The 23203-nt window shown below is 49.0% G+C and carries 15 protein-coding genes; 6 read left to right on the plus strand and 9 right to left on the minus strand.

The genetic code is table 11. From position 1 onward, the window contains the following. Window position 1 precedes the first annotated feature (1 nt). The 9 genes from nuoG to rplU all read right to left on the minus strand — a co-directional run bounded on the left by nuoG (window position 2) and on the right by rplU (window position 11043). Window positions 2-3067 carry an NADH-quinone oxidoreductase subunit NuoG gene (gene nuoG / locus ACFI32_RS10970; RefSeq protein ID WP_462626628.1) on the minus strand — a complete coding sequence of 1022 codons (3066 nt, stop codon included), beginning with the start codon at window positions 3065-3067 and terminating at the stop codon, window positions 2-4. A 10-nt stretch (window positions 3068-3077) separates the two neighbouring features. Next, on the minus strand, window positions 3078-4502 hold the full coding sequence (nuoF, locus tag ACFI32_RS10975; protein WP_462626629.1) for an NADH-quinone oxidoreductase subunit NuoF: 1425 nt from the start codon (window positions 4500-4502) through the stop codon (window positions 3078-3080). Beyond that, window positions 4499-5008, minus strand: coding sequence for an NADH-quinone oxidoreductase subunit NuoE (nuoE, locus tag ACFI32_RS10980; protein WP_462626665.1), 510 nt, complete (start codon window positions 5006-5008; stop codon window positions 4499-4501). Before nuoE ends, nuoF begins: the two co-directional genes overlap by 4 nt. Before the next feature lie 156 nt (window positions 5009-5164). Then, a complete protein-coding gene (nuoC, locus tag ACFI32_RS10985) occupies window positions 5165-6940 on the minus strand; it encodes an NADH-quinone oxidoreductase subunit C/D (RefSeq protein ID WP_462626630.1) in 1776 nt (591 codons plus the stop codon). Between the two features lie 99 nt (window positions 6941-7039). Further along, window positions 7040-7708 carry a NuoB/complex I 20 kDa subunit family protein gene (locus tag ACFI32_RS10990; RefSeq protein WP_462626631.1) on the minus strand — a complete coding sequence of 223 codons (669 nt, stop codon included), beginning with the start codon at window positions 7706-7708 and terminating at the stop codon, window positions 7040-7042. A gap of 75 nt (window positions 7709-7783) precedes the next feature. After that, window positions 7784-8413: an NADH-quinone oxidoreductase subunit A gene (gene ndhC, locus ACFI32_RS10995; RefSeq protein WP_462626632.1), complete on the minus strand. Its 630-nt coding sequence runs from the start codon at window positions 8411-8413 to the stop codon at window positions 7784-7786. A gap of 866 nt (window positions 8414-9279) precedes the next feature. Then, the gene (lolA, locus tag ACFI32_RS11000; protein WP_462626633.1) at window positions 9280-9972 is read right to left on the minus strand and encodes an outer membrane lipoprotein periplasmic chaperone LolA; all 693 of its coding nucleotides are present in this window, start codon (window positions 9970-9972) and stop codon (window positions 9280-9282) included. A 437-nt stretch (window positions 9973-10409) separates the two neighbouring features. Continuing rightward, complete coding sequence (gene rpmA, locus ACFI32_RS11005) at window positions 10410-10667, minus strand: 50S ribosomal protein L27 (protein WP_462626634.1); 258 nt, start codon at window positions 10665-10667, stop codon at window positions 10410-10412. 64 nt (window positions 10668-10731) lie between these two features. Further along, window positions 10732-11043, minus strand: a complete 312-nt coding sequence (gene rplU, locus ACFI32_RS11010) for a 50S ribosomal protein L21 (RefSeq protein WP_462626635.1) — start codon at window positions 11041-11043, stop codon at window positions 10732-10734. Between the two features lie 370 nt (window positions 11044-11413). On the opposite strand from rplU, the gene ACFI32_RS11015 reads away from it, so the two are divergent. The 6 genes from ACFI32_RS11015 to ACFI32_RS11040 all read left to right on the plus strand — a co-directional run bounded on the left by ACFI32_RS11015 (window position 11414) and on the right by ACFI32_RS11040 (window position 23100). Next, the gene (locus ACFI32_RS11015) at window positions 11414-12439 is read left to right on the plus strand and encodes a polyprenyl synthetase family protein (protein WP_462626636.1); all 1026 of its coding nucleotides are present in this window, start codon (window positions 11414-11416) and stop codon (window positions 12437-12439) included. A gap of 645 nt (window positions 12440-13084) precedes the next feature. Further along, the gene (locus ACFI32_RS11020) at window positions 13085-14479 is read left to right on the plus strand and encodes an efflux RND transporter periplasmic adaptor subunit (RefSeq protein WP_462626637.1); all 1395 of its coding nucleotides are present in this window, start codon (window positions 13085-13087) and stop codon (window positions 14477-14479) included. 35 nt (window positions 14480-14514) lie between these two features. Next, a complete protein-coding gene (locus ACFI32_RS11025) occupies window positions 14515-17739 on the plus strand; it encodes an efflux RND transporter permease subunit (RefSeq protein WP_462626638.1) in 3225 nt (1074 codons plus the stop codon). After that, window positions 17736-19571 carry an efflux transporter outer membrane subunit gene (locus ACFI32_RS11030; RefSeq protein ID WP_462626639.1) on the plus strand — a complete coding sequence of 612 codons (1836 nt, stop codon included), beginning with the start codon at window positions 17736-17738 and terminating at the stop codon, window positions 19569-19571. Before ACFI32_RS11025 ends, ACFI32_RS11030 begins: the two co-directional genes overlap by 4 nt. 175 nt (window positions 19572-19746) lie before the next feature. After that, a complete protein-coding gene (gene hemB / locus ACFI32_RS11035) occupies window positions 19747-20754 on the plus strand; it encodes a porphobilinogen synthase (RefSeq protein WP_462626640.1) in 1008 nt (335 codons plus the stop codon). Window positions 20755-21066: 312 nt separating this feature from the next. Continuing rightward, window positions 21067-23100 (plus strand): UvrD-helicase domain-containing protein, encoded by a 2034-nt coding sequence (locus tag ACFI32_RS11040; RefSeq protein WP_462626641.1) that lies wholly within the window; start codon window positions 21067-21069, stop codon window positions 23098-23100. Window positions 23101-23203 lie beyond the last annotated feature (103 nt).

Genomic DNA, 23203 nt, shown 5'->3' on the forward strand with positions numbered 1-23203 from the left:
ATTACACTTCCTGTGTGGTGGTTGGCGCTGCCGCCGTCTGATGAATGTGAGTGTCTGCGTGCGTATCGGCTGCCAGCGCACCCGTCATGGTGACAGGGGCATCGACCTTGCGGACTGACGCAGGCAATGACGGATGCGTGATCGCCACTTGACCGACAGGATAGCCGATACACCCTTCAGCCAAATACGGCACCAACTGTACGGGCAACGTCATGTGCTGCTTATCAATATCGATGGCCAGATAATCACCTGCGGCAATACCCCAAGCGCGCGCGTCATCAACACCAATGCGCCACGCTGGGATTGGCAACTGCTCAGCCACTAATGGACTGCGAGAGGCCATCATAGAGCTGGCATAGAGGTTATAAATAGGCACCAGCTTGGCTTGACCCTCATCAATATTGGTGGTCTGCACGCTGACTTGCGGTGCAACATACTGACGCGTGGCTAAGCGTTCAATGTAGTCGAACAAACGAATGCCTGCATCACCATTTTTTAGATGGCCGCCCACTTTGTCTTGGTATTTATTCCACGCTTGCGGTGAGTTCCAGCCTGCCGATTGGGCAAACGGAATCATCGAACTTGGGGTTTGATTACCGCTGTAGCCTTCCATAGAGAAGGTTAAACCCGTATCCAAATCTTTTGGCTGCATCGGCTCATGCACCGAAATCTGCGAGCGCATCGCGGTACGGCCTGAGTAACGGCGCGGCTCACGGGCAATTTTCAAACCCGTAATACGGTAGTCAGCTGTCGGTGCGGCTTGTTTGATGGCAGCCAGTTTTGGATGGGTGGCGATCAGTGCATTAATCACGTCATCCAGCTGAGTCCAATCGACAGGCTTGCCGTTTAAATTACTGTGTATCGCGTGCAACCAGCGCCAGCCTTCCTTGATGCTACTCATTGGATGATAGTAGCTGGTGTCATACACTTGGAAAAAGCGCTGCGCGCGTCCTTCTGCCGAGACCAAGGTGCCATCCGCTTCAGCAAAGCTGGCTGCAGGCAAAACCAAATCAACATCTTTGTGCCATGCGAGCAGCTGATGATCAAGCGCGACAACCGTTTTGTCTGCCAGCAGCTGAGTCAATTTGTGCTCATCAATGGCATCGCTCAGCTGGTTTTCTGCAACCACCACCACATCAAAATCGGTAGCCAGTAGCTCCTCAACCGATTTGCCGCCAAGCAGGCATACGCCCATGCTATTGGCATCCGTAACGGTCAGATAAATACCCGCTTGTGCATGATAGTCATCGTTGATGTGTTTTAAGTCCAAGGCGTCCGCAGGCTCACGCTTGATGTCATCTTGCGCGTCTTTATTAGTGCCTGTATCTGGTTTTTCAGGTTTGGCGGCCAGCTCTTTATCATCCGTTGGCTGCTCGGTTTGTGCGCGCTCAGCAGCCGCACGCACGCGCGCATTGTGGGCCTCGACTTGTGCTTTTTCAGTTTCTTTGATAGCTGCGCGCTTGCTGGTGAGTGACTGCGTGATTTGTGCAGCGGCTTCGATTAAGCTGATAGAGGATAAGCTGCTGCCTGATATCACCAAAGGTTTGTCCGCTTGGATCAAATCGTAAGCGATTTGCTGCGCCAGTACCTGCATCGGATCACGCTCACTACCATCATCTTCGGCATCAGTGTCCGTAATCAGGGTCAAGTCATCTGCCAATGCATTGATTGCTTCAGCGACCTTAAAGCCCAGCGTGGTGATGTCTTCAGGTGTGGCCACGACACTCACCTTGCTGATGTCATCAAGCTTGGTCTGTGCCACATCAATGACATAGACTGGGCTGAGCGCATTTTGGGCAATACGTTTGACCGGTTCGGCAAGCCATGGCTGCGTCTTTAATGCCGCCGCCATTTTAAGACCTTCATTTTTTGCCGCTTGACGTACAGACAGCGCCACACGCGATGAGGTTTGCGTGATATCTTCACCCAGCACAAGTACCGCATCGTGGGTTTCGATATCGGTCATGCTGGGGTTATACATTCCTTCGGTGCTCAGCACCTCAATACATTTATGCACCAAAGCTTGCTGTTGGTGGTTGAGACCTGTTGAAAAGTTCTCAAAACCAACCAAGTTTTTGAGTGCAAAGTTGGTTTCAAGGCTGGCACGCGGCGAGCCAATACCGATGACTTTTTTGTCTTTGATACGTTTGATGGTTTCATCGAGTGCATAGTCAATATTGATTTTGACATGCTTGTCATTGATACGCTCTAAAGCCTGTGTTGGGCGGTCAGTACGGTTGACATAGCCGTAACCAAAGCGACCACGGTCACACAAAAAGTAGCGATTAACCTCACCGTTATAGCGGTTTTCGATGCGGCGCAGCTCACCATAACGCTCACCGGGTGAGGTGTTACACCCTGCCGAACAGCCATGACAGATGCTAGGCGCATATTGCATGTCCCATTTACGATTATAGCGATCGGAGTGGGTTTTATCGGTGAATACACCCGTTGGGCACACTTCAGTTAAGTTGCCCGAAAATTCGCTTTCAAACTGACCATCTTTATCACGACCAAAATACACGCGGTTGTTTGATGCATAAACGCCCAAATCTTCACCGCCAGCGTAGTCTTTATAAAACCGGACACAGCGGTAGCAAGCGATACAGCGGTTCATCTCATGCGCGATAAACGGCCCCAACTCTTGGTTGTGATGGGTTCGTTTGGTAAAGCGGTAGCGGCGGCGGTTGTGGCCTGACATATAGGTCATGTCTTGTAAATGGCAATGACCACCCTCTTCACAAGTGGGACAATCATGCGGATGATTGGTCATCAGCAGCTCAACCATCGATTTGCGAAACGCTTTGGCTTCATCATCGGTGACCGAAATGTACATATCACTACTGGGTGCAACCATACAAGACATCACCAAGCGACCCTTGCCTGCTTCCATGTCTTCTTTTGACTGATATTGTTTGACCGCGCACTGACGGCAGGAGCCGACTGAGCCTAACGCAGGATGATAACAAAAATACGGCACATCGATGCCAAGTGACAGACACGCTTGTAGCAAATTGTCCGCGCTATCTACTTCGACAGTGGTTCCATCAATATGTATGACTGCCATGCCGCTCTCCTTATTTCACATCTGGCTGTTGATTGGCTGCAGCCTCAATGACATCTTCACCAACCGCCCGTGCAATTTTTTGATCAAATTCGGGGCGGAAATATTTAATTGCGCTCATCAAAGGTTCCATCGCACCGGGGGCATGGGCACAGAATGTCTTACCAATCCACAAGTCGCGCGTTAAACCTTCAAGCTTTTCAACGTCCCCCACTTGGCCATCACCATCGTTGATGGCTGTCAGCAGCTTGACGCCCCACGGTAAGCCATCACGGCAAGGGGTACACCAACCGCACGACTCGCGCTGGAAAAAAATCTCAAGATTGCGTACCAATGCCACCATGTCTTGCGTTTCATCAACGACCATGATTAGCCCCGTACCCAGACGGCTGCCCGCTTTTTGAATGGGGTCAAAATCGACGACCACATCCAGATGGTCGGCCGTTAAGAAATCCGTCGATGCGCCGCCCGGTAACCATGCTTTGAGCGTTTTACCGTCTTTCATGCCACCCGCCAAATCTTCAATAATTTCGCGTGCCGTGTAGCCAAATGGCAACTCCCACAGTCCCGGATCATTGACCAATCCTGAGCAGCCAAATAACTTAGTACCCGGCGTTTTGCTGGTGCCCTTGATATCAGATAATGACTGATACCACTCGACGCCATGGTTTAAAATGGCAGGCATGTTGCATAAGGTCTCAACGTTGTTCACCACCGTGGGACGACCCCATGCACCAGAGATTTGTGGAAATGGCGGCTTGGTACGTGGATTGGCGCGGCGACCTTCTAAACAGTTAATCAAGGCCGTTTCTTCACCGCAGATATAACGGCCAGCGCCTGTGTGTACATGCAAGTTAAAACTAAAACCTGAGCCTAGAATGTTGTCGCCCATCAGATTGTTGGCCAAGCATTCTTCAATGGCCGCGACTAGACGCTCAGCGGCCAAGATGTACTCACCGCGGATAAAGATATAACCATCTGTCGCACCAATCGCATGCGCTGTGATCAGCATACCTTCAATCAGTTGAAACGGCAGACGCTCCATCAGCAAACGGTCTTTGAACGTACCGGGCTCCATCTCGTCCGCATTACAGATAAGATAGCGCGGCAAACCGTCTGGCGGTGACATAAATGACCATTTCAGACCCGCGTTAAAGCCTGCACCACCGCGACCTCTGACATTGGCGGCTTTGATCATGTTGCCAACGTCTTTGGGGGATTTAGATAGCGCTTCTTTTAAACCTGTAAAGCCTTTTAGAGACTCATAAGTCGGCAAATCAAGGATCGCATCATGATGCGCCAAGCGCCATGTTAGCGGTTTGGTTTCGCTGGTGGCGCTGGCTTTGTCACCATAGATTGGCACACGCTGGGCATTTAGTTGGCTTGGCGCTTGCCCCTGACCACGGCGGGCAATTTGCTCTGAAACTGTTAAACTCATGCGTATAGCTCCAATAATTGCGCGACCTCATCAGGCTGAACGGGGCCGTAGGTGTCTTCATCAATCAATACCGCAGGGCCTTTGTCACAATTCCCCAAACAGCAGATCGGTAATAGGGTAAAACGGCCATCGGCAGTCGTTTGGCCATACCCTATTCCAAGCTCGTCTCTAAGCGCAGCAGACAAAGCCTCATAACCTGTCAAATAGCAAGCCACAGAATCACAAATGAGGATCACATGACGACCGACAGGCTGACGGTAAATACGGTTAAAAAATGTGGCCACACCATCAATGTCCGTAACAGGAATGTCAAGTATATTGGCGATGGCATTGACCTGCGCATCATCGACCCAGCCATTGCGCTTTTGCACGACTTTTAGCGCATCGAGCGAAGCGGCACGAGCCTGCGGATAATGATGCATAAACTCATGAATCGCCTCAATCTCCTCACTGGTGAGAATGCTTGCCACATCCACTTTTGGCGCTTTATCAGAAACAATTTTCATCATCTTTTTTTCTTTCCTCACTCATCATGCGACGTGATGCGCTGGCATCAGGTGGCACTTTGGTGTGCCTATTGGCGATAACGGTACTATAAATGGTGGTTAATGATGCGGCGCTCATATGACCTGACGCGGCACTGCCGATTTTATCTGCTTGCGCTAGCGGTCGCAGTCCGCCATCACCACATCGATTGAGGCCAAATACATGATGGCATCAGAAACGAGAGACCCATTAATCACCGATGGCATTTGCTGCAAATGGGCAAATGTGGGCGTGCGAATACGGGTACGATAGCTCATGGTAGCGCGGTCAGAGGTGATGTAATAGCTGTTAATACCCTTGGTCGCCTCAACCAGTGTGGTGCATTCACCTGCTGGCATTACAGGGCCCCATGATACGGACAAGAAATGGTTAATCAGGGTTTCAATATCATTGAGCGTGCGATCTTTTGGCGGTGGCACAGCCAGTGGGTGATCGGCTTTATAAGGGCCTTGCGGCATATTGTCCAAACACTGACGGATAATGCGCATCGACTGGCGAATCTCTTCGATTTTAATCATGCAGCGGTCATACGCATCACCGTTGTAGCCAATCGGTACGTCAAAATCAAAGTTCTCGTAACCCATATACGGACGCGCTTTACGCAAATCAAAATCAACACCTGTGGCACGCAAGCCTACGCCTGTCACGCCCCAAGCCAGTGCATGCTTGGCATCATACTGAGCCACGCCTTGGGTACGACCCTTTAGAACGCTGTTTTGCATCGCCGCTTTGACATACTCATCCAAGCGTTTTGGCATCCATTCTAAAAACTCACGTACCAGACGCTGCCAACCGCGTGGCAAATCTGCCGCCGTACCACCGATACGGAACCAAGCAGGATGCATACGATAACCCGTTACCGCTTCGATCACATCATAGGCTTTTTGGCGATCGGTAAACATATAGAACACAGGGGTCATACCGCCTGCATCCTGAATAAAGGTACCAACGAACAATAGGTTATTGGTGATGCGGAAAAACTCGCTCATCATCACGCGAATGGTTTCTGCACGCGGTGGAATGGTGATGCCTGCAAGTTTTTCAACCGACATGATATAAGGCAACTCATTCATCACGCCGCCCAAATAATCAATGCGGTCGGTATAAGGAATATAGGAGTGCCATGTTTGGCGTTCGGCCATTTTTTCAGCGCCGCGGTGGTGGTAACCAATATCAGGGATACAGTCGACCACTTCCTCACCATCGAGCTGTAGTACCAAACGGAATGCGCCATGAGCAGAAGGATGGTTTGGGCCGATGTTCAAAAACATAAAGTCTTCGTCACGTCCTGATCGTTTCATGCCCCACTCTTCAGGAACAAAGCGCAGGTTTTCTTGCTCATACTGCTGCTTGGCTGTGTTTAAGAAGTATGGGGTAAATTCGGTAGCACGCGCATGATATTCTTTACGTAGCGGATGACCTTCCCAATATTTGGGTAATAAAATACGGGTCAAATGCGGATGACCGCTAAAGACAATACCGAACATGTCCCACACTTCGCGCTCGTACCAATTGGCATTGGGCCAAATTTTGGTCGCGCTGGGCACATTCAGATCATCTTCGCTCAGCGCCACTTTGACACGAACATCACTATTGCGCTCAAGCGACATCAGATGATAAAACACCGTAAAGTCGCTGTCTGGCAGTCCTGCACGGTGCTGGCGCAGTCGCTCATCCATCGCCGAAAGATCAAGCAACATGACATAGGGTTTGGGCAGCTTACGTAAAAACAATAAAACATCGAGTAAGTCGTGACGTGCCACCCACACAGTCGGGATATCATCCACAGTCTGCTGCACCACAAACTTGCCAGCATACTTTTGCTCCAGCTCACGAATTACCGCTGGTACGGGTTTGATCTTAGGATCTGTATTTTCAACTACCGTAACCATGAATGATGTCTTCCTTCATTAATCCTAACTAAACTGTGATGAGGCATAATACTCAGCACTGTATCGAGATACTAAGCACTGTATCGAGGCATTTGGCCGTTAAATACTGTCTGGACTACGTAAATTTTTCACTGCAATACGATCTGCCTGCTTACGATCACGCTCAGGCGTCATTTGCGGCTGATAAATACCCTTATCATTAACATGAACACCAAGCGGGCGGCGTTCTTTGGTAATTGACTCTTGTAGCAACATCAAACCTTGAATCAGTGCTTCGGGGCGTGGCGGACAGCCAGGAACATAGACATCGACTGGAATGATCTTATCCACACCCTGTACCACAGAGTAAATGTCATACATGCCGCCTGAGTTAGCACACGCACCCATAGAGATAACCCACTTTGGCTCCAGCATTTGCTCATAAAGACGCTGGATGACGGGTGCCATTTTGATAAAGCAGGTACCAGCGACGATCATCACATCTGCCTGACGGGGAGAGGCACGGATAACCTCAGCACCAAAGCGTGATAAGTCATGTACTGCCGTGAGCGTGGTCGCGTATTCAACATAGCAGCAAGAGGTACCAAAGTTGAACGGCCATAGAGAATTTTTGCGTCCCCAGTTCGCCGTTGAGTTGACCATATCCTCTAGGCGACCCATAAAGACATTTTTGTTTACCTCATCTTCCATCGGATCATTGACGGTTTGACGGGTTTGTGCAGGATAAGTATCTGCATCAGGGTTGGCTTTTGTTAGTGTGTATTTCATAACATACAACCTTTATCGTAAGCATCTCGTGACCACAACCTTGGCAAATCGTAGTCCACTCGCATGCTTTGGGCGTTAACGCTGACGCTCAGTGTGTTTCTGACCAGCAGGCGTCGCAAAATCCACAGAGGTGATATTACCTGTGGTATTGATATGATCGATATTTTGTAGATGACGGCGATTGGCGTCGATGTTGTTTGACACATTGATCTGACCAGAGGACTGCGCGGGCACTTTACCTGTTGGATCGGTCATCAGCTCATCGACCCCATCAAAGCGAGTGATGTCAGCCAAATTAAATCCTGCGGGCGCAGCATACAGACGCACTTTTTTGCGTATTTTATCCGCAGGTGCCCAGTTTAATGCACCGAGGCTGAGGGCATAAATCAGGCCAATCAGCAGATCGACGACAAAGGTGGTGGCGGCAATAAATCCAGCCCACCCTGTCTCTCGCACTGACACCGCATAGGCGTATAGATAGAGGGCTTCTAAATCGAAGATGACAAAGAAGATCGCCACCAAATAAAATTTGGCGGACAAACGAATACGGGCGTTACCAGCTCCGGCAACACCCGATTCAAAAATTTCTTCTTTTTGGAGACCTTGGGAGCGTCCGCCAAGCAAGCGCGGAACGGCCAGCATGAACACAACCAAGCCGATAGCGGCGACAATAAAGGCAACTGCTGACCAATTAAAGGCAGACATGATAATACGTGCTCCTCACCCAATCGAGTGTCATAAGCGCTGTCATCCCTCACCATAAACTTAGGCGATAAAGGACAACGGCTTGACGCTGACGAAAACACAAAACAAGCTGTGTTGGTAGTGGCCAATTATCAAAACTATTGATGGCAACGCAAGAGGAAGATAGGGTTCATCTGATGATGGCTTATCTTGGCACAAACACAACGCGCAAGACGCTGTGGCAAAATGATTGAGATTTTTAACTACATCTCATTTGTGTCAATGAAGCCGCTCACTCAGATAAAAGCTGGTATTCTCACGCACCTTTGACAACGCAAGATAAATTATTAAATCAATGTCATACTCTTTTATTTAATTGATTTAATAACTCATCACACGCAAACAATAATGGTGTGACAACTGGCATAAACGGTTTACTTACTATACGCATCTCAAGCGTCAAAAGCCAGTTCTTAGCGTCATTGGGCAGTCACATTATATGCTACAAAATATGTATGCAGCACAATAAAAGGTGCTACAGCGCCTCAAACAAACAAATGTCTGATTATATTTTCAGACACTGCCATGATAGGACGTGGCCTCGACAGAACTTGATATATGTTCTGTTAGAGCCAATATTGTAAACCAAATACACCCAATTGCAACCCATCGGCTCCCTACCTGCCCTGAAATATCAAGATATTTTTGCAAGTCCAATATTTTTGCAAAAGCACTGTAAGCATAAGCCATCGCGCTAAAAAGTAAAGCTTAACAACCCCCTGAGCAGCAGTACTATAAATTAGCTAAATAGTAAGTATAAAAAAAGACAAGCACCTATTAGATGCTTGTCTTTTTATTAATCAGCATGGTTTTTGGTTGTCGGCGTGTTATTGGTTAATTACATCAACCCCTTTTGGTGGTGTGAATTTAAACTGGCTGCTGCTGATTTTAGGGTTCATCTTGATACCATTAAACTTGATAGACGTGGTTTGACCCAAGGTATCATTGAGTACCATCATCACGGGTTTGCCGCCGCTAAAGCTGACCGATAAGTTCTTAAAGCTGGCGCTGTCTGATTTTGGATACAACACATAGTAGTTTTTGTTATTGTACGGCTGGGTGATCTTAAAGTTTTTGTCAATTTTGCTTGGGTCACCAGACAATAGCAGCGCTGGTGTATTACCCACTTGATTGTCTACGTTTTGCTTAGTAGCTTGCTCTAAGTCTTTATCATAAATCCATAGCGAGTTACCATTGGCCACAATCAGCTGCTCTGATGGTGATTTGGTTTCCCAGCGAAAATTGTTAGGGCGCTGTACACTCATTGAACCTTTAAAGGTGCCATTACTTGCGCCTTTGGTGGTTTGGGTAAAGTTTGCTGACATGCTCTTAGTGTTGGTAAGCAGTTTGTTTAGGCGCTGGGCGGCGACTAAGTTATCAGCGGCGGTGGCATTGGCTGATTGTGTCATGGCTACCATCGGTGCAGCGGCACCCAATGAGGCCAGTAATACGCCTGCCAGTGCGCCACCCATTACTTTTTGCTTGACTGTGATCTTGGTTACTGCCGTTGATACGCTCATGGTGTTCCTCTCAAGTAAATATAAAAAACAAGGTTTCAAAGTGGATGTTGCAAAATAATCTGCTGTCACAAATCAGTGACTGACGTACGATTCTTATTGCGATGGTCGCATTGACTGCGTGGTTTCTTTCGGCGCTGACATAACAACAATCACTCATAAAAGCACTACGACCCACCAATGAGCACAGTGTGCCAGCTTTTTTATTACGCGCCTAGTCTTCAATTGCAATCAATACTACGCCTCCCATACACGCTTGTAACCAGCACTGTTACAACATATGCGACTGGCAATCGCACATAGAACACACCAAAAAAATCCCCATCACCCGAAGGTCATGAGGATTTTTTATTGCGATGCGGGTTTGAGCTGTCTGTTGATACTTGACACAATAAGTGCCTAAAGCATTATGGCCAACTTAACCCACCATCAAAGTGCGATTACTCGCCTTCAACCGTCACATAACGACGGTTAAATTTACCTTTGGTCGCAAACTTTACCACACCGTCATTTAGTGCGAATAAAGTATGGTCACGACCCATGCCAACGCCTTCGCCTGCGTGGAATTCGGTACCACGTTGACGAACGATGATGTTACCAGCAACGACGTCTTGACCGCCGAAAATTTTTACGCCAAGCATTTTTGGGTTTGAATCACGACCGTTACGAGTCGAGCCTGCGGCTTTTTTATGTGCCATGAGAAAATCTCCTTGTTAATGTGATTATCGCTACTGCGATAGATCTGAAGCTATCCGCGCATTATTAAGCGTTGATCGCTTTGATTTTTAACAAGGTGTACCATTGGCGGTGACCTTGCTCTTTGTGGTAATGCTTACGGCGGTTGTGTTTGATGATACGGATTTTTTCGCCGCGACCATGCTCAACCACTTCAACTTCAACGCTGGCGCCGTCAACAACTGGCTGACCGATTTTGACGTTGTCGCCGTCAACAACCATCAATACGTCTTCAAACTTGATTGTCTCGCCTTTTTCTGCTTTTAGTAGCTCAACTTTTAAAAGCTCATCGACGACTACACGGTGCTGTTTGCCACCACTTTTGATTACTGCGTACATGATATGACTCCGTTTAACCCGTGTGCCGTGGCTGATATGATACCAACGCTTCATCGACGAACACGACAGGGAAAAATTAAAGGCAAGATTTTACGTCTTTTTTCGTATAAAAGCAAGCCGTTATGCTGGTATTTCAAGTGCTGAAATGTATACCTACACTCAAGATACCGAATGCGCGCTCATCTTAACATGATTGCTGACCAATCCCTATAAGAGCGCTTGATGCTGACTGTCTTGAGCCCAGCGATCAGAAGGTGTCACATTTTAATCACCGATTTGCACGGTCTGCTATGCTATGATAAGCGCATTGATGACGCTACTGCCAATCATGCCATCCGCTTTTTTACTCCACTCAATATGACTATTTACTATGACCAGTACCTTATTATCTAACGCGTCTACCCCATCGTTATCCACGCCAAACTATGCCGATATCCAAAGCATCGTCGCCGATGATTTTGAGATTATGGATAAGCAGGTTTTTGGCAGTTTAAACTCCAAAGTGCAATTGGTGATGAGTGTCTCACAGCATGTCATTAATGCTGGTGGCAAGCGTATGCGCCCGCTGATTACGCTATTGTGTGCACGCATGTTTGAAGATGCGCCGTCACAGCAAGCAATGCATTTGGCCGCCATCACTGAGATGTTACATACCGCGACCTTGGTGCATGATGACGTGATCGATGAGTCCGGACAGCGCCGCGGTAAGCCAACGGCCAACGCCACGTGGGACAATGCCACGGCAGTATTGGTTGGCGATTATTTGATTGCACGCGCCTTTAACTTGTTGGTCGGCTTTCAAAGTTTGCCACTATTACAGCTGTTTTCAGATGGTACTTGCGACATTGCTGAAGGCGAAGTCCTCCAGCTCCAGCATCAGCACAACCCTGCGGCCACAGAAGACGACTACTTACGCATCATCGATGGCAAAACCTCACGGCTGTTTATGATGGCCACCCAAGGGGCGGCTATTTTGCAAAACCAAACCCAGCATATGGCAGCACTCGCTGATTTTGGTCAGCACTTTGGCAATGCGTTTCAGATTATTGATGATGTGTTGGATTACAGCGGTGACAGCGAGGTGATGGGCAAAAACTTGGGCGATGATTTGGCCGAAGGTAAACCCACATTACCAACCATCAAGGCATTAGAGCTACTGCAAGCCAGTGATCACGCAGGCTATGAGCAGCTGCGTATTGCGGTACAAACGGGCAAGACGCCTGATGCAGAGCAGCTGATTGCACTGGTTCGCAATTCAGGCGCGCTTGATTACTGTACCGAGCGCGCACTAGAAGAGACGCACTTAGCGCAAAAAGCACTCAGCACCCTGCCAGACAATCGCTATCGCCAAGGCTTATATCAGCTGACCGAGCTTGCCAGCGCCCGCTTGGTGTAAATTAACGCGGACTGGTCACATTGCCTATTTGATTATCGCCTATTTATGATCACGCCAGCGCCATTATCCCTAATGGCGCTGTTCTTTTGACTTATAGACACTCTATCTTTTCAGTTCATTATTAAGCCCACAAAAACAATCCACACTTACTGTCACAATCACCTTAACAAGCGTGATTTGCTTTCAAAACGCTTATTTAGCATTTATTTGCAATTACACGTTGCAAAAAAGTCACTTTTGAGTACAAGCGTGTTTTTTGCGCTTTTACGGCCTCAATACCTTATAAAATAGACAATTCATAGAGCTTAATAACAAAAAATAACAATATTTTATACTTTAAGTTATTGCAAAGTTTCTTCTTGGTTTGCGCTTGTAACGCTTGTGTTATCAAGGGTTGTTACAATAGTCATGTATTTGGCAACGAGCTTACAACGCTTAGCGGCGCTGATAATCGGCTTGACTGTAGGGTATACCCCATAGTTTATAATAATCAATCATATTTAGCCTATTTAAATCTGGTTCTCTGTCAGCCAGACGGCTTGATTGGTCAGCGAGCCGCATTGGTCTCACTGAGCAAGCGAACCACACCTCTCCTATTATTAGATTGTATCCACTTCATATTTTATATTATTACCGAGGACATTGATGAAGCACTCTTATCTTGCGCTTGTAATAGCCGCTGTACTCTCTGGCGCTGTCTTGGTTGGCTGTAGCGACAAAGAAGAAGCTGCAGGCGACCAACAAGCTGCACAACAACAAATGCCACCTTCCGTTGTAAACGTCCAAACCGTGGCCTTTGAGACCATTCCTCAGATTCAGACCTTTTCAGGACGTACAGCAGCGTATCAAACCGCTGATGTGCGCCCGCAGGTCAATGGTATTATTGATGAAGTGCTGTTCCGCGAGGGCAGCCCCGTCAAGAAGAATCAGCCGCTCTACCGTATCAACACGGACAACTACGCCTCTTCGATCAATAGTGGACAGGCAGCGGTGCAACAAGCCAAAGCCAATTATCAAACCGCGATGGCCAACAAAGCCAATGCCGAAGCTGAGCTGGTCAGTCGCCAAGCGTCCTTGATACAAGCGCGTAATGATTTGCAGCGCTTAGAGGGACTGATCGATATCAATGCCATCTCAAAGCAGCAATATGACCAAGCGGTAACCGCTGTTCGCACTGCACAGGCGGCTGTAGAAAGCGCCAAAGCGGCTATTGGTCAGAGCCAAGCGGGTATCGAGAGCGCCAAAGCAGGTATCCAAACGGCCAATGCCAGTCTAGATGCGAGTACCTTGGATTTGAACCGTACCATCGTACGCGCACCGTTAACAGGCCGTACCGATCGCTCAAGCGTCACTGCAGGCACACTGGTTAATGCCAGTCAGGCAGAGCCTTTGGTTACTATCTCACGCTTAGATCCTATCTATGTGGATATCAGCCAGTCGTCCTCCGAGCTGCTTAAATTGCGCCAAGAAATCGCTGCTGGCAAAGCAAAACCTGGCATGAATACGGTTGAGCTGGTACTCGAAGACGGCACGGTTTATCCCGTACGCGGTGAGTTGGCCTTGTCTGAAGCCAAGGTGGATGAAGAAACGGGTGCTGTGACGCTACGCGCAGTCTTCCCCAACAAAAACAATATCTTGCTTCCTGGGATGTACGTGACCGCACGGTTGGCACAAAGCGTCATCACCAATGCCACCTTGATTCCTCAAAGCGGCATCATGCGCTCGCCCAAAGGTGAGACGCAGGTTTATATTGTTGATGAAAACAACAAAATCCAAGTTCGTCCTGTCACTGTTAACGGTACGTATGATGGACAGTGGGTGGTTACCGATGGTCTACAAGCTGGAGAACAGGTAGTCATCATCGGCGGCTCGAAGGTCAAACCTGAACAAGAAGTGGTGGCCAAGCCGCTAGAGGCCGCAAATCCTGCACCCGCTGGTCAACAAGCGGCAGGTAGACCCGCGCCCACCAAAATGACCCCGCAGCAAGCCGCAAAAGTGATGGATAACGATGAGTCAGCCGCAGAGGCCGACGCCAAATAACTCCATTCAAAGATAGGAAGACCTAGGGATATACCATGTCACGTTTTTTTATTAATCGCCCTATTTTTGCATGGGTGATGGCTATTTTGGTGATGCTGATCGGGATCATCTCGGTACTCAACCTACCGATTGAACAGTACCCGCGCATCGCCCCGCCAACCATTTCTGTCAGTGCCAGCTATCCGGGTGCCAATGCCCAGACCGTTGAAAACTCTGTGGTACAGATCATTGAACAGCGTATGAAAGGCCTTGATGGCCTGATGTATATGTCATCGTCAAGCTCTTCAAACGGCAGCGCCTCAGTGACGCTGACCTTTGAGAACGGCACTGATTCTGATACAGCACAGGTACAGGTACAAAACAAATTACAAGCGGCCATGAGCTCATTGCCGCAAGAAGTACAGCGCCAAGGCGTCAACGTCAATAAATCCTCCAGCAGCTTTTTGATGGTGCTTGGGTTTATATCGGACGGCGAGATGGATCGTAGCGATATTGCCGATTACATCAGCTCAAACGTGGTCGATCAGATCAGCCGCGTTGAAGGTGTGGGTGAGGTACAAGTTTTTGGCTCCTCTTACGCGATGCGTATCTGGCTCGACCCTGCACGCCTACGCAGCTATAACATGGTGCCATCAGACGTGGTCAATGCGGTACGAGCTCAAAACGCGCAAGTCTCTGCAGGTCAGCTGGGACAAGCGCCCGCTGATACCGAAAACCAAGTCATCAGCGCCACCGTTACCCTACAAAGCTACTTACAAACACCTGACGAATTCAAAAATATCTTGCTAAAAACTGACACCACAGGCGCTCAAGTACGCTTGGGTGATGTGGCAGATGTGGAAATTGGTAGTGAAAACTACGGCATCATCTCACTGTATAACGGTCAAGAAGCCTCAGGTTTGGGTATCAGCTTGGCAGGCGGAGCCAATGCGCTCGAGACTCGTGAAGCGGTTGGCGCACGTTTGGCTGAATTGGAGAAAAATTTCCCTGTAGGCATGAGCTCTGTGATTCCTTATGACACCACGCCATTTGTACGTTTATCTATCGAGCAGGTGGTTCACACCTTGCTTGAAGCCATCGCACTGGTGTTTATCGTCATGTTTATTTTCTTGCAAAACTGGCGCGCCACCATCATTCCAACGCTTGCTGTACCTGTGGTACTGCTGGGTACGTTTGCCGTGCTGTATGTAGCAGGCTTTAGTATCAACGTTTTGACCATGTTTGCAATGGTGCTCTCCATCGGCCTACTTGTCGATGATGCGATCGTCGTGGTCGAGAACGTCGAGCGGATTTTGGAAGAAGACCCTGATATTTCTATCAAAGCCGCGACCGTACAATCAATGGGCGAAATCAGCAAAATTGTTATTGGTATCGCACTGATTCTATCGGCCGTCTTTGTGCCGATGGCCTTCTTTGGTGGCTCAACAGGGGTGATTTATCGTCAGTTCTCCATCACCTTGATCACCAGTATGGTGCTCTCGGCATTGGTGGCGTTGATTTTTACTCCCGCGCTATGTGTGACCTTGCTAAAGCGTGGTAAAAGCCATGATAAAAACAATACAGAAAATCAAAAAGGCTTTTTTGGTTGGTTTAACCGTACATTCTTCAAACTCAGCCGTACTTATGAAAACTTTGTTGGTAAAAGCTTTCGTTTCAAATGGTTGTATCTGATCGGTTATGCAGCCATTATCGGCCTCATGGCCGTGGTATTTTTGCGTATTCCCGGCTCGTTCTTGCCAGAGGAAGATCAGGGTATTATGTTCACCTTGGTGCAGTTGCCTGCAGGCTCTACCCTGAACCAGACGCAAGATGTGCTTGATAAAGTGGACGAGTATTACCACACCCAAGAAGGGGACAATGTCGCCTCTGTGTTTACCATTGCTGGCTTTAGTTTTGCCGGCCAAGGGCAAAACATGGGTCTTGCATTTGTGCGATTAAGCGATTGGGAGAACCGCGAGGGCGAAGAAAATACCGCGCAGGCCGTCGCTGGACGGGCGATGGGCTACTTTATGACTCAGCTCAATGAAGCCCAAGTCTTTGCCATCGTACCGCCTGCCATCACAGAACTGGGTAATGCCAGTGGTTTTGACTTGATGCTGCAAGATGTCGGTAACGTCGGTCATGAAGGGCTACTTGAGGCGCGCAATATGCTGCTTGGCATGGCAGCGCAAAGTGACCAAGTCACAGGCGTACGTCCTAACGGCCAAGAAGATGCGCCGCAGCTAAAAGTGGATGTCAACCAAGAACAAGCCGCCGCTTATGGTTTATCATTGGCCAATATCAACAGCGTTATCTCAACCGCATGGGGATCAAGTTATATCAATGACTTTGTCGACCGTGGTCGTATCAAACGCGTGTTTGTCCAAGGTGAGCCCAGCAGCCGTACCAACCCAGACGATATTGGCAAATGGTATGTCCGCAATGATAGTGGTAGTATGATTTCGTTCGATGCGTTCTCAAGCAGTGAGTGGGAATCTGGTTCACCGCGTCTGACCCGCTATAACAGCTTGCCATCAATGAATATCCAAGGTAGCGCCGCGCCAGGCCTCAGTACTGGTGAAGCGATGGGCGCGATGGTCAGTATGATTGATAAGCTGCCCGATGGCATCAGCTATGAATGGACTGGCATGTCACTTGAGGAACAAAAATCAGGCGCACAAGCTCCGATGCTTTATGCCATCTCTATCTTAGTGGTCTTCTTGTGCTTGGCAGCCCTTTATGAGAGCTGGTCGATCCCTTTCTCGGTACTACTCGTGATTCCACTTGGGGTATTGGGAGCGGCGATCTTTACATGGTTTAGAGGCTTTGCTAATGATATTTACTTGCAGGTGGGTCTGCTCACTGTTGTCGGTCTGTCCGCCAAAAACGCAATTTTGATCATCGAATTTGCCAAAGATCACCAAGAAGAAGGCTATAGCTTAAAAGAGGCGGTGATGACTGCCGCGCGTCAACGTCTGCGCCCAATCATCATGACCTCGCTTGCCTTTGGTATTGGGGTTGTGCCATTATTCTTGGCCACAGGTGCAGGCTCAGGCAGCCAAAACGCCATCGGTACCAGCGTACTTGGCGGGGTTATCAGCGCCACGTTGTTGGGTATTTTCTTTATTCCCATGTTCTATATTTGGGTACGCGGCATGTTCCCTTACAAATATGATAAGCCGCCACATGGCCCCAGCGGCGGTACGCCAAATTACGACCTACAGAAGCCAGCTTCTTCTGACGGCTATCCCTCTGTAAGCCTTGGAGACAACACAAAATGAGTTTTCGTTCCTTTTTTATGCCTCATTCAGCCGCAGCCGTCAACACGACGGTAGCTGGCGTCAGTAGTCACTCGTCAGCTGGCGCACGCGCGGGCAAGATTGGCGGGCGCGCACTGGCGCTGACCGCTTTGGCGCTGAGCATGGCGGCATGTAACACCATTCCCAAAGCAGACATGAAGCCCGTACTGGCTGAACCCAACTTACCGATTGAGCAGCCGTTTGGCGCGTTTGATGAGGAGACAGTCAGTACCCCCGAGCAGCCCAGTATTGCTGCTGAGCGCTGGCAAAACTTTTATAGCGATAAACGCTTAAAAGGGCTGATCGCGCTTGGCCTTAGTAACAATAAAGATTTTGAAAGCGCCAGCCTTGCCATCGAAAAAGCACGCGCACAGTATCAAATCACCGATATTAACGACGTGCCTGCCATTAATGGTAGCGCAGGCTACAGCCGCCAAGCGCAAAATCGCGTCAGCAGCAGCCCAGACAGCAGCTATAACGTGCAGCTTGGTCTGGCGAGCTATGAGCTGGACTTTTGGGGCCGTATTGCCAGCCTAAAAGATCAAGCACTGCAAAACTTTTTGGCCACCACCGCGGCTAAAGACGCCACCCAAATCAGCCTGATCAGCAACATTGCCCAAAGCTATGCCAACCTCAGTTATAGCGTGGCACAACTGCAATTGGCCGAAGCTACGGTAAAAAGTCGTGAAGAGTCTTTGTTCATTACTAACAAGCGCTTTGAGGCTGGTATCGACCCCAAACTGCCTTCATTGCAAGCCAGCGCGTCATTAGAAAATGCCAAGCTGGCCGTAATGCGTGCGAAAAGCAGTATTTTAACCTCACGCAATGCCCTGCAGTTTTTGGTCGGTACAACCATACCTAATGAGTTAATGCCTGCCCCTGCTGTCAAAAACATTACTACAGACGATATCTTTAACGCAGGCCTGCCCAGTGAGCTGTTGCGCTATCGTCCTGATTTGCTACAGGCCGAGTACAACCTGAAAGCGGCAGGTGCTAATATTGACGTGGCACGCGCCGCTTATTACCCGTCTATTAGTCTGGCCAGCAGCGTGGGCATAAGCAGCAGCAGCTTAAGCGATTTGTTCAAAAACAGTGCTGTCGGCTGGTCATTTGGACCCAATATCAGCGTTCCTATCTTTGATGCAGGCCGTTTGGATGCCAATTATGAAGTGGCACAGATTGAGCGTGAGCAAACGCTGGCCACTTATGAGAAATCTATTCAAACCGCATTCCGCGAAGTATCAGATGTGCTTGCCACGCGAGCCACACTGGGCGAGCAATTGCAGTCGCAGTACCGCTTACAGAAGAACTTTGAACAAACGTATCAGATTTCTGACGCGCGCTTTAAGGCAGGTATCGACAACTATCTAGATGTGCTTGATGCACAGCGTTCACTGTTCTCAACGCAGCAAGGCATCTTGGATCTAGAGCTACAAAAGATCATCAGCCAAATTGAGCTGTATCAAGCGCTTGGCGGCGGTGCCAATCTTAATGTGCCCGTGGCGATTCCTGTACCGCAGCATACCAACCTTGTTCGTATCACAGATAAGCTTGGTAACAGTGCCGAAGCAAAAGCGGCCAATGCCGTCAATGCAGCTGGCTCTGCGCGCGTCAGCTCAGTTCGAGAAGCCGTCGCTCTAAAGCAGGCACAGGAAGCCGAAAAAGTCACCTTCCACCCAACCGACACGGTAGACTTGGATCGTGACGACCGAACCGATGCGGTCGTGGGTATCATTACCAAAACGACGCCCACAGAGACGTCAACAGATACGCCGACAGATGACGTACCCGTCACCCCAATAGCGGACCAATAAGTCCTATAGCAATCACTCTTTGACAATCAGCCCTGCCGCATCGGTGGGGCTTTTTACTTTTATACACTGCCGTATGCGCTGGTGATTTGATACCATGACATACCATTTGTACTACTGTCTGTACTTTGCGGCCACCAACGTGACCTTATCCTCCCTGTTATTATAAGGAATCCTCATGAGCTATACCTTTAACCGTCAATTTCCCCAAACCCGTCTGCGCCGCTTGCGTTATAACGACAATGTCCGTGCCATGATTCGCGAAGTAGAGCTGCATCCTAAACATTTTATCGCGCCAGTATTTGTTTTAGAAGGTACCAATCAGCGTGAGGCCATCAAAAGCATGCCGGGCATTGAGCGCTTGTCGGTTGATTTGTTGATCAACTATGCCAAAGAGCTACTTGCTGAAGGCGTGACCACCATTGATATTTTCCCCGTTATTGATAACAGCCTAAAAACCGAAGATGGGCGCGCCGCCTATGATGAAAATGCCCTTGCCGCCCGTGCGGTCAGCGCGCTAAAAGACGCAGTGCCTGAAATGGTAGTGATGACCGACGTGGCGCTTGACCCTTATACCTCACATGGGCAAGATGGCCTGCTCGATAACAGCGGCTATGTGGTCAATGATGCCACGGTCGATGTGTTGGTCAAACAAGCCCTTGTCCATGCACGTGCAGGTGCAGACATCATCTCACCAAGCGATATGATGGATGGCCGCATCCGAGCCATGCGTGATGCGTTTGAAGCCGAGGGTTTTGCCAATACCGCGATCATGGCCTATTCTGCCAAATATGCCTCCGCCTACTATGGCCCGTTCCGTGACGCGGTTGGCAGCGCAGGTAACCTAAAAGGTGGGCACAAAAAACAATATCAGATGGACTTTGGCAACCGCGCAGAAGCCCTGCATGAAGTGGCGATGGACATCAACGAAGGGGCCGATATGGTCATGATCAAGCCCGGTCAGCCGTATCTTGATCTGATCCGTGAGGTTAAAAACACCTTTGGCGTCCCTACCTTTGCTTATCAAGTTTCTGGCGAGTATGCCATGCACATGGCGGCGATTGAAAACGGCTGGCTGAGTGACGCGGTTATTTTAGAATCCTTGATTGGCTTTCGCCGCGCTGGTGCCGACGGCATCTTGACCTATTTTGCATTAGAAGCGGCGCGCCAGTTAAACAACGCTTGATAGCTCTTATTAACAAGTGATCGCGCTTGAGTACCTTCACGTACTGATGCATCACTGATATGGACTGGCAGCCTGCTTGACCTGTGGCTGCCAGCTTTTTTTGATACCATACCCTCCTCCCTACCAAACAGATCACCCGCATCTACTCCCAAAAAACCATCATTTTGCTTTATAATAGCGCAGCTGATTTTAAGCGCGCCTATCGCGCCAACCGCTATCTGTTTCTGCCTTGATGATGTCGCGTGTGCCCAGTCTATATAATGGCAGCGCCGTATCCGCCCTCTTTTTTGCTTTTGTCTGACAGGTCACCTTATGAGTCAACTTAATCCCAAACAAACCGAGGCCATGCTCTACGTCTCAGGCCCATTGCTGGTACTGGCAGGCGCAGGATCAGGTAAAACATCGGTCATCACTCGCAAGATCGCCTATCTGATCGAAGATTGCAACATGCCTGCTGAGCGCATCACCGCCGTAACCTTTACCAACAAAGCAGCACGCGAGATGAAAGCACGGGTCAGTAAGCTGCTGCCAAGTGAAAAGACGCGCGGCCTGACGGTCTCGACCTTTCACCAATTTGGGCTACAGTTTTTGCGTTATGAGCTGATGCATACCCCGCTTAAGGGCAACTTTTCCATCATGGACAGCGATGACAGTAAGCGTCTGTTGATGGAGCTAATGATGCGCGATAACTTAAGCGGTGCTGAAAGCCGAGAACTGATCGGCAAGGCGATTAAGTTCATCTCTGACTGGAAAAACGACTTGATTGAGCCAGATAAAGCTGCCGAGACCTTAGATGATCCTGAAGACATGATCTTTGCCACGCTCTATGCGCTGTATGAGCGTAATTTGCGCGCTTATAATGCTGTGGACTTTGATGATTTGATTGTACTCCCGACTAAGATTTTGCGTGAGAACCGCGAGCTGCGTGACAAATGGCAAAACCGCATTCGTTATCTGCTGGTCGATGAGTATCAAGATACCAATACCGCCCAGTACGAAATGATCAAATATCTGGTTGGCCCGCAAGGTCGCTTTACCGTGGTGGGTGATGATGACCAATCCATTTACGCATGGCGCGGCGCGAAGCCTGAAAACATGGCGCTGCTTAAAGAAGATTTCCCCAAGCTAAAAGTAGTCAAGCTTGAGCAAAACTACCGCTCAACCAGCCGCATCTTGACCGCAGCCAATGCGGTAATTATCAACAACGAGCATTTATTTGAAAAAAAGCTGTGGTCGGACAAAGGCCATGGCGAAAAGATCCGCATCGTCAACTGCCGCAATGACGATGATGAAGCCGAGCGCGTGGCCAAAGAGATCGTCACCCACAAACTGCGCTTTGGTAATGAGTGGGAGCAGTACGCGGTGCTATACCGCAGTAACTTTCAGGCGCGTATGTTAGAGGCGCAGCTGCGGCAGCTGCAAGTACCCTACAAGCTCTCAGGCGGCCAGTCGTTCTTTGCCCGCAGCGAGATCAAGGACATCATGAGCTATTTGCGCCTGATCTTAAATCCTGAAGACGACAGTGCTTTTTTGCGCATCATCAACACGCCCAAACGTGGCATGGGCCCAGCGACGCTTGAAAAGCTTGGCTTATTTGCCCAAGAGCATAGCGTGTCACTCCTTGCGGCCTGTAGTCATGCGGGTCTTGGTCACGTACTACCGATCAAGGCTTATAGCACGCTCAAAGAGTTTGGCGACTTTATCGAGCACTATACCCGTGAGCTGGATCAGCACCCAGATCCAGTGCCTTTAGTACGCCAGATGATCGATGAGACCGGTTATATTGACTTTGTTCGTGATGATGCCAAAACCCCGCAACAAGAAAAAAACCGCATTGATAATATCGAGATGCTCTATAGTAGCATTCAGGCACTGATTAACCGTGCGGACGAAGACGAAGACCGCACCATTGATACCATCATTCGTAAGTTGGTGTTGCTCGACATGCTTGAGCAGCAGCAAGAAGAAGAAAACACCAATAAGGTCAACCTAATGACCTTGCATGCGGCCAAAGGCTTGGAGTTTGATTTTGTCTATATCATGGGGTTAGAAGAAGAATTGCTGCCCCATCGCAACTCCATCATCAGCGAGACTGTAGAGGAAGAGCGTCGCTTGATGTATGTGGGCATTACTCGCGCTCGCCGTGAGTTGACGCTGACGATGGCCACCCAGCGCCGCTCAGGTGGACAGATGCGCGTCACTTCTGAATCGCGATTTTTGGATGAGTTGCCAGAGGATCATATCGACTGGCCAGCAAAAGCCAAAAAAGCAAAAGCCGAGAAAGATCCCAAAGCGGTTGCTGATGAATATCTGGCCAATATTCGCGCGTTATTAGGCAACCGCTGATTGCTCGACTGTTAACCTAACAGGCATGGTCAAGCGCTGATAATATGTTTAATGATGCTTTCATACTGCCTTGACACCCTTGTTTTTTATTTTTTCATACTAT

The sequence above is a fragment of the Psychrobacter sp. PSi21 genome (assembly GCF_054960615.1).